The organism is Gilliamella sp., from assembly GCF_024104075.1.
In the GTDB taxonomy this organism is placed as follows: domain Bacteria; phylum Pseudomonadota; class Gammaproteobacteria; order Enterobacterales; family Orbaceae; genus Gilliamella; species Gilliamella bombi.
This window is the reverse complement of sequence record NZ_JAGGHR010000052.1, coordinates 1-9,397: the sequence shown is the minus strand read 5'-3', so window position 1 is coordinate 9,397 and position 9,397 is coordinate 1. Positions and strand designations below refer to the sequence as shown.

8 protein-coding genes are annotated in these 9,397 nt (G+C 32.6%); 2 read left to right on the top strand and 6 right to left on the bottom strand.

All coding sequences use genetic code 11. The annotated features are described in order from the left end of the window. Window positions 1–350: 350 nt before the first annotated feature. Window positions 351–902: a 50S ribosomal protein L7/L12-serine acetyltransferase gene (rimL, locus tag J6569_RS10675; RefSeq protein WP_296300876.1), complete on the top strand. Its 552-nt coding sequence runs from the start codon at window positions 351–353 to the stop codon at window positions 900–902. Window positions 903–987: 85 nt separating this feature from the next. Here rimL and J6569_RS10670 read toward each other — a convergent pair whose 3' ends face one another. From J6569_RS10670 to J6569_RS10660, 3 genes are all read right to left on the bottom strand, one after another. Then, a complete protein-coding gene (locus tag J6569_RS10670; RefSeq protein ID WP_065575028.1) occupies window positions 988–2,439 on the bottom strand; it encodes an amino acid permease in 1,452 nt (483 codons plus the stop codon). Between the two features lie 185 nt (window positions 2,440–2,624). Then, window positions 2,625–3,659 carry an alcohol dehydrogenase AdhP gene (gene adhP, locus J6569_RS10665; RefSeq protein ID WP_296318419.1) on the bottom strand — a complete coding sequence of 345 codons (1,035 nt, stop codon included), beginning with the start codon at window positions 3,657–3,659 and terminating at the stop codon, window positions 2,625–2,627. 304 nt (window positions 3,660–3,963) lie between these two features. Continuing rightward, on the bottom strand, window positions 3,964–4,977 hold the full coding sequence (locus J6569_RS10660) for an MFS transporter (RefSeq protein ID WP_296318418.1): 1,014 nt from the start codon (window positions 4,975–4,977) through the stop codon (window positions 3,964–3,966). A gap of 239 nt (window positions 4,978–5,216) precedes the next feature. Here J6569_RS10660 and J6569_RS10655 point away from each other — a divergent pair, with 239 nt between their 5' ends. Then, entirely contained in the window at window positions 5,217–6,257 is a 1,041-nt protein-coding gene (locus J6569_RS10655; protein WP_065560449.1) for a tagatose 1,6-diphosphate aldolase, read from the top strand. A gap of 115 nt (window positions 6,258–6,372) precedes the next feature. On the opposite strand, the gene grxB is transcribed toward J6569_RS10655, so the two are convergent. From grxB to J6569_RS10640, 3 genes are all read right to left on the bottom strand, one after another. Next, window positions 6,373–7,023 carry a glutaredoxin 2 gene (grxB, locus tag J6569_RS10650; RefSeq protein ID WP_296302066.1) on the bottom strand — a complete coding sequence of 217 codons (651 nt, stop codon included), beginning with the start codon at window positions 7,021–7,023 and terminating at the stop codon, window positions 6,373–6,375. Continuing rightward, window positions 7,020–7,646, bottom strand: coding sequence for a Pr6Pr family membrane protein (locus tag J6569_RS10645; protein ID WP_174798975.1), 627 nt, complete (start codon window positions 7,644–7,646; stop codon window positions 7,020–7,022). Before J6569_RS10645 ends, grxB begins: the two co-directional genes overlap by 4 nt. 698 nt (window positions 7,647–8,344) lie before the next feature. After that, window positions 8,345–9,292 carry a hypothetical protein gene (locus J6569_RS10640; protein ID WP_296318417.1) on the bottom strand — a complete coding sequence of 316 codons (948 nt, stop codon included), beginning with the start codon at window positions 9,290–9,292 and terminating at the stop codon, window positions 8,345–8,347. Window positions 9,293–9,397: the final 105 nt, after the last annotated feature.

Sequence of the window (9,397 nt, the reverse complement as noted above, 5' to 3'; positions counted from 1 at the left end):
AATCTATTTTTAACTGTAACTTTGAAATACGTTTATCAATATTTTTTGGAACATTATATTTTGATTTAAGCATTCTAGCTCCTAAAATATTATGTGGTTGCATTATGTAATGATAGAAAACAAAAATTTAATCGATTTATTAATTATTATAACACAGCTAAAACCCATAAAATGATTTCTGAAAAAATGCCTTATGAGTTTTTAGAAGATTATTTTAATAATGAATTGCAAATAACCCATTGTTTTTCTGCATATTAGTCATTAATATATAATATCATTATGCTAGACAGATAGATCTGGCATCATTTACAATTGCAGTTTTCTCGTAGATGTACTTTAAACGGTTAAAAATGACTAGTAATAACCAAGATTTTATCAGTGTTAATAAACATATTTGTTTAAAAACTGCGACAAAAAATTATGCAACAGAATTATTCAATATTATTAATTTTAATCGAGATTATTTTAGTCAGTTTATGGCATGGCCTAACTTCGTGATAAATGAAGTTGATACAACTAATTTTTTAAATGATTGCTTTGTTAAACATCGACAAGATCAAGCAAAAATTTATGTGATTTTACTCGAAGGTATTCCTGTTGGATTACTTTCCTTCAATCAAATCGATAAAGCGAATAAAACAGCTTATATCGGTTATTGGTTAGATAGCAGAGCACAAGGAAAAGGGATTATGACTCAAGCAATCCAAGCACTTACCCAATTTTATGCTCAAGAACGAATAATTAAACGCTTTATTATAAAGTGTTCAGTAGCTAATCTAAAAAGTAACCAAGTCGCTAAACGATGTGGATTTAGTTATGAAGGGCGATTAAAACAAGCTGAATATCTTAATGGTATTTTTCATGATCAAAATATTTATAGCTTGGTTTCAAATTATATTTAACTTTTTATTAAAAAAAATAAACCGACATTAGCGGCCTATTTATTGTATTGATTTTAGAATTTAAATTAATAATTAACTATTCTTATCATTTGCCACTAACGATATAACCATAAACAATTAATCCCAAAATGATACTTATTGAAACCGTAACGATCATATATTTAGTGCTAGTATCATATTTTTTCATTTCACCAAGTGATAGCGCTTTATTTTTATTTCTTATATGATAATAGTAATACACAGGCAAACCAATTAAGGTGACCACTATTGAAGCTATACCATTTACGGTTTGATAAATTAACATTCCGTAAATAACATATATTGCACCTAACATAGCGATGATAGGAATAATCGGATAACCAATTACTTTATAAGTTCTAGTCACATTCGGGTATTTTCTTCGAGCAATTATTACACCAATGAAAGTTAATAAATAAAATACCCATATGGAAAACATCGATATTTCAGATAGACGATCAGCATCGAGTAACACTGAATAAAGGAAAGAAAAAATAACTAAAACGATAATCGCATTAATTGGTGAGCGACTTTCTTCATCAATAGTACTTAAATAACGTGCACCAATGATAGTCCCTCGTTCTCCCATGCTAAAAATTGTGCGAGATAGCGTCATAATATAGCCATTAATGCCGCCTAAGATGGAAATCATAATACCAACTGCAACTAAATTACCACCAAAATGCCCAAACATCCGCTGTGAAGCAACCGCTGAAGTATCATGTCCTAGTGATACCATTTCTTTAACAGGAAAAATTTTGAATAATGCAATATTAATACAGGCATAAACTATAACAAGGAAGATTATGCCTAAAATTATGGCTCGGGGTAAAACTTTCGACGGATTACGAATTTCACCAGCTACCGATGCGACCTGCGCCCAACCGTCATACGCAAATAACGTAGCTAAAATAGCGACAGCGAAAGGCGCATAGCTTTCAATCCCTTGCCCACTAGCACTGAACAATACCACTTGTCCACTACCTTTCCATAATCCAAATATAGCTAATAATAGTATTGGAATAAGTTTGCATATAGTGGCAATAGTTTGCAAATAACCTGCTTTTTTAACACCTACTGCATTGATTGTTGCAATAAACACTAAAACGCCAGCACTCACAGCCATTCGATAAGCATCATTGATATGAAATAATAAGCAAAATACTGAGCTAAAATATCCGACTAGTGCTCCAATAAGTGAAGGCGCAAATAAGACAGTTATCATCCAACCATAAAGGTGAGAAACTTTCGCACCATAGATTTTTTCTAAATATACTAACATTCCACCAGTTCGAGGAAACATGACTCCTAGTTCACAAAGAGTTAAACCACCACAAATAGAAAATACACCACCTATTACCCAAGCTAGCAACGCAAAATTATAATCACCAGCAACTTCTAACACAGCAGGAGGTTTCATAAAAGCTCCTGCACCTAAAACCATTCCAACGACTAGTGATAATGCAGAAACTAAACCAAGATCCTTGCGCAAATTATTCTCTAAATTATGATCTGCCATGAAGTTCCTCTTGAAACATATAAAATTAATTAGCAAAATTTGATTATGATAGGGATTTATTTATAAAAAACAAGAAAAGATTAACATCATTTACATAAAAACCTCGATAAATCAAATAAATAATTTTTTGATTTATAAAAAAAGCCAGCATATAGCCAGCTTTTTGAATTACAAATAAGGTTAATTTATTTAGACTTCTGCATTTTCATATCAACAACCATACGGCCTCGAATTTTACCTGCTTTCATTTCGTCGATCATATCATTGATATCTTCCAACGGTCTTTTTTCAACTATCGGCACGACCTTTCCTTCTGCACTAAACTGAAATGCTTCTGCTAAATCTTCACGAGTTCCAACCAATGAACCTAAAACTTGAATACCATCTAACACGGTTTTAGGAATACTTAAATCCATATTTTCTGAAGGCAAACCTAAGGCGACCACACGCCCTAAAGGTCGCACTGAATTGATGGCCTGATTGAATGCTGTTTTAGTCACAGAAGTTACAACAGCACCGTGCACTCCTCCTCCAGTGTGTTCTTTAATATAAACGCCCACATCCTCAACTTTTTTAGGATTAACGACCAAATCAGCACCTAGTGTTTTACATAATTCTAATTGGCTATCGCTGTTACTAATAGCAACCACTTTATTATTAAACACTTTTTTACCATATTCGACAGCAAGTGTTCCCAAACCGCCAATCCCAAATACTGCAAGCCATTGTCCTGGTTTAGTAGCAGCCACTTTAATACCTTTATAGGTAGTCACTCCAGCACAAGTTACACTTGTTGCTTGTGCAGGATCGAGCCCTTCTGGCACTTTAACCGCATAATCAGCTTTAACAATGCACTGCTCTGCCATGCCTCCATCAACAGTATATCCAGAGTTTAATGCGTTACGACAAAACGTTTCTTGCCCAGAAATACAATATTCACAAGTACCACAACCAGCATGGAACCAAGCAATACTCACCCGATCACCAACTTTTAAGCTTTTTACATCTGGGGCAACTTTAATCACAATCCCTACACCTTCATGTCCAATAACACGACCTGGTTTTTTACCAAAATCGCCAGCTGCAATATGAAGATCAGTATGACAAAGACCACAATACTCAACATCAACTAAGGCCTCCCCTGCTTCTAAAGGACGAATAGGAATATCTTTGATTTCGACTTGACCATCGCACTCTTGCTTAATAACTGCTGCTTTCATTTTTTCTCCTAAATAATTTTAAAGTTAAAACATGATTACTTATCATTCTAAACTAATTATTTTTGAAAAATATGAGTAATTTCACAATTTCATTAAATAACATTGATTACTTAATAAACTATACTAAAACGTAGTCTTTCCTGAAAGTTTTTAACAAAATAAGTTGGATATATCGTTTAAATGAATAAATCTGGCTGGTTTGAATATAAGGTAGGTCAGGTAAATGGAAAGTAAGAATAAATTCTTATACTTTCCATTTCAACATATTATTAAATAATAATTAAAATTCTATGGTCAGCATTTATTATGCAATATCTTTAGCTATATACTTTTGACTGTTATCCTTAATAAATAAATATAATCCAATCAATGCACCAAATCCAAATAATCCAATAACATAAATAGCTGGTGCCATTTTGCTAACAAAATCACTCAAAAAGGAGATCAACAGAGGTGTTAATCCGCCCGCAATAGCGTAAGCCATGTTAAATGAAAATGATACACCACTATAACGAATTTGGGTAGGAAACACTCTCACCATAAAATAAGCAAAAGAGCCTACAATACCAACACTAAAACCTGCTAAAGAATAAGTAATAAATAAAAGATGTGGGTTATCTAATGATAGATAAAAAATAGCAATAACAATAGTTGCAATAACACAACCTATTAACATCACTTTCCCCATAGCAAATTTATCCATCATCATTCCATAAAATGTACAACTTATAATTAGTCCAATGATAGCTAATATATTTCCTTGCAACGCATCTATCGCTGAATAACCAAATTGCTTTTGTAATAAAATTGGTGTCATTAGCATAATAACCATAATACCAGCAGACAACACCCAAGTGAGTAGCATAGATAAAATAGTTTGAGGCAAATACCCCGTCAATACAGTGAGCACGGGTATTTTTTTAGCTAACTCTTGTTGTTTACGATTTTGCATTTCCAGAAAAATTGGTGTTTCTTTTAACCAACGACGTAAATACATTGCTATCAATCCAAAGACACCGCCAACTATAAATGGTATGCGCCATCCCCAATCAATAAGTTGTTCCGAAGATAAGCACTTATTCATGGCCGTTGAAACTAACGAACCGAGCAAAATACCTAGGCTCAATCCGCTTGTCAATATTCCACATGCCAACCCAATTTTATTTTTCGGTACATGCTCAGATACAAAAGTCCAAGCGCCAGGAACTTCTATAATAAAATCATAAAATTCTAATGCTCCACCTAATGCAGAAAGCGACAACGTTTTATAATCCTGAGCATTTAAAGTTCTTGTTGGTGTATGGAGTACTTTGTGCATGTTCATCCTTGTAAATTATTGTTTACAAACAGTTTTATATTTTTAACTACTATACTCTAACACTTGCTCTTTTAAAAGAAGATAACGAATCAAGTAATTATTTAGCTCAATCATAATGCCACTACATAACAATTGAATTTATTAAAATTATGCATATCGTTAAAACTAGCACAAATGATTAATAAACAACCAAATAAAAAAACTACAATAACACATCTTACTAAACGGAGAGCTATAAAATGGCGAAAAAATGTATTTCTCGTGGTAAATTTACACGTATGCAGCAGTTATCAAACCAAGATGGTATTATTGCAGCATTAGCGATCGATCAACGCGGTTCAATGGTTAAAATGATGGAATCTGCTGTGGGGAAAGATCGTTATCATATCGATATGGTGTATGAATTTAAAGAACTTGTCTCTCAAGAATTAACTAAATATGTTAGTGCAATATTGTTAGATGAAGAATATGGTTTTAAAGGCATGGCAGCTAAAAATAGCAATGCTGGATTAATCATGTCATACGAAAAAACAGGATATGATGCTAGTACTCCAGGACGATTACCCGATATTTTGCCTGAGGATTCATTACAACGCCTAATAAAAAAAGGTGCCGATGCCGCAAAAGTATTGGTTTATTATAATCCAGATGATCCTCAAGATATTTTAGATAAAAAACACGCATTTTTAGAACGTTTAGGCAATGAAGCTAGAGCTGCTGATATTCCTGTATTTGTTGAACCGATTGTATATGACAATGTGATAACCGATGATAAAAGTCCTGAATTTGCAAAAATTAAACCTCAAAAAGTCATCAACACGATAAAAGAGTTTACTAAAGAACAGTATTATATTGATATTTTAAAAGTCGAAGTTCCCGTATTGTTTAAAAATGTAGAAGGCTTTAACGACAACAATGTAGTTGTTTACACACAAAAACAAGCTGCTGACTATTTTAAACAAGCAAGTGAAGTCGCAACCCGCCCTTTTATCTATTTAAGTGCTGGCGTACCAACAAAAACCTTCCACCAAGAACTTATTTTTGCCGGTGAAAATGGCGCTAAATATAGCGGCATCCTTGGAGGTAGAGCAACATGGTTTGAAGGTGTTGCGGCCTATGCTAATGGAGGCAAAGAAGGTTTAAAACTTTGGCTAGATCAAACTGGTCGTGAAAATGTTGAACATCTCAATAAGATATTAAAACAATATGCAACACCTTGGTACGATATCTATGGTGGTAAAGATAATATTGAAGTGATTGATGTTAAATTAGGTAATTAATTGCTAAAACAAAAAAGAACAGGTTTATTCCTATTTTTCCTGTTCTTTTTTACCCTACGTTTTAGAATTATGATTTAATATCAAACAAAAATAGCAAGATCTGTATTTTTAATTGTTAAATAGCTTTATCAAAAAATAGATCAACTTTACTAAGTTTAGCCATTGATTGTAGGTAATCCTTAATTTTAGATGAAAAAGTTAAGCTTTTAACACACGTCAAATTCCGTAAAACTGGAAACAAACAGATATCATCTAAAGATAATTGTCCATTACATGCATCTGGTGACACAATCAATAACTCAAGTTTATTTAATATAGCAGATACGGCAGACACTAATGAATCCGTTTGCATCAAACATTCATCAAACGATCCCATTTTTTTTGATTTACTATTAACAAAAGAATCGATAGCACTTTGTGTCGCAAACTCAGCTAAACCTAGTTTTATATAACGTGGACACACTAACTTATAATCATATTGTTGCAACTGTTTTATTAAATCTGTGATATCTGGCGATCTAGGACCTGTTAAAATGGGTTTATCGCCATAATTGTTATCAACATAATCAACAATGTCTAAACTTTCAGGCATATAGCTACCATCATCTTTTTGTAAAATAGGCACCATTTTTTCACCAATCATGCGCTCTGGTGATTGAAAATCATCACTCAAAAATACCTGTTTTTCAACCGGTATATTTTTTAGACCAAAAATCATTCTAGCCCTAACACAAAAAGGACAATGCTCATAAATATACAGTTTCATTTTCGCTTCCTTAAGCGTTCAATCGCCCATAATAAAAAAACTAACCCCAAAAATAATAAAAAAACAATACTTGAAGCATACAAAGCTTTGGGATAACCGATTCGTACAACATTAATAAAAGGGTATGGATATTGATTAGTATAATAACCTCGGACAAAAATATAAATGCCATAAGCTAGCATTGATAATATTGATCCTATAATGACATGAACGTTGATGCGTCTAAATGGCCCCCAAATCAGCCAACTTAATAAACCCAAAGCAGGTATAACAGCATGTAAACTTTCGTTAGTGATTTTCATTAATGCATTAGGCGGGGTATGGATACCTCTTAACACTAAATTATACACAATAGCCGTTATAATCACACCAGCCAAACCATTTAAGCGAATAACTTTAAAACTATATCGATTACAATTAGGGTTAACAGATAACCACAAACAACTTAATGCCAGCATCAAATTTGATAACACCGTAAAAAAGCTATAATAATAAATTAATCGGCCTATAGAAGAACTTGGTTGCCAAGGGCGAAACTTTGTATGCCAATAAATATAAGTTTCCATAGCAATAATTGCGATAGCAAACAGTGCTATAAAGAGATTAATACTTCGCTTAACCATAAAAAATAAATATAGATAAAACAGTACATCAGTATATACCAAACAGTATAAAAGCAAAAAGTTAACTGATTATTTTAAATTAATGCAAATAATTTAAAATAATCAGTTTTTAATATATAAATAAAATGCAATTCAACTAAAACATACTAACTAATGTCTACCGAGTGATATAAAAATAAATAAGTAATTAAATGATTAATCAATTGTTGTTTAAACTCGACGCCAAATTTTTTCATCATAGTCGTTTATTCTATAATTTTTAACTATACCATAGCAGCATTTGTCCGATTTTTGAGTAAGGCTTAATCTTTAGTTTTAATTTTCAGTGCGATATTTTATTAAATGTCTCATTTAATAAGTAATACATCCCGCCCTTTATAATGCTGTTCAAATTCTGCCAAATAAGTCGGGAGGATTAAAGGATATCATATTCTATAAGATGCCTTAACGTTATCACGGTAAAAATACAAATAAAAATCAAAAATTTGACATAACTATATATATTACCTTAACGCTTAACAAGTGTTATTTTCTTGCAAATATGACACAACCGAAGCGGTAAGTGGTGTTTTACCTACCATGATCAATTGTTTATCTTTTTTTATAGATACATTTTCAATGGCTAATACTAATGCTAACCAATACGAACAATAACCAGCATAACCAATTGAAGTATCAATATTAAAATGATTTTTTGCTTAAAACTGAATTCGATTAAAGTGGTGCATAATTTCATTTTTAAAATCTGACAAAATACCGCTATACCAAACCCCGCCATACTGGTTATCATCGGCACTACCCCACAATAAAGCATGTTCAATAGTTTGCGTGAATTCCGTTTTTTGTTCACTACGATAAACTTTTATTAATGGCGAATTAGCAGTAGGAAAAAATGGCGCTCTATTTACGTTTTCCCCTGCTAGAACTAGCATTGACGCAAACTCACCTTCGTCTTTAATTGGAGCAGAAAACAGATGTGTATTAATCACCAAAAGCAACTCATCATCATGAGCACTATCGTCTAACCATGTTTCTATAAATGTAGATGAATGGCTGGGATCTTCAATTTCAAAGCTAGCAGGATGACAAATTCTTTTTCCCAATGTTTCCATCCATAATGCCTTTATTTTATCGTTTGAAACTTCAACATCAATAAATAACCTAACATGCAAATTTGATTGTGTTAACGCAGTTGCAAATTTAGCTTTGTATTCTTTTTCAAAACGACTAAAAATGGCCTTTAAACGCTCATCAAAGCTTTCAGATTTCATACCATCAATCACAGATAAAGTCGTATGGGGAATAACAATGCCACTATTGCGGTGTAATTTACTTATCATAAAAAAATCATTATTGACGATAGAGGCGGCATTTCTTGTTTCGCCCTGTTCTGTAATAAGTGAAAAGCCTAAAACATATAATCCTCTTTGCCCATAATGAATCAGTTTTTGTTTACGCTCTTCTATACATAAATTCCACTGTTCAATATAAGCTAGACGATTACCATAGAGATAAACACCATATAAAAATATAAACAGCCAAGAAACAACAGGGAAAGCAAACAGGCCTGAAATAAAGAGGATATCTGATATGTCATAAAAAAAGCTGAGTGTAACTGTAATGATACAACCAAGCAGAATGAACACGATAAGCAAAACACCCCAGAACCAAAAATGTAGTAGCTCAAACTTAACCTGACAGACACGTATTACTCATCGGCTTTCATTTTAACAAAATGCGTGTCCGATGAG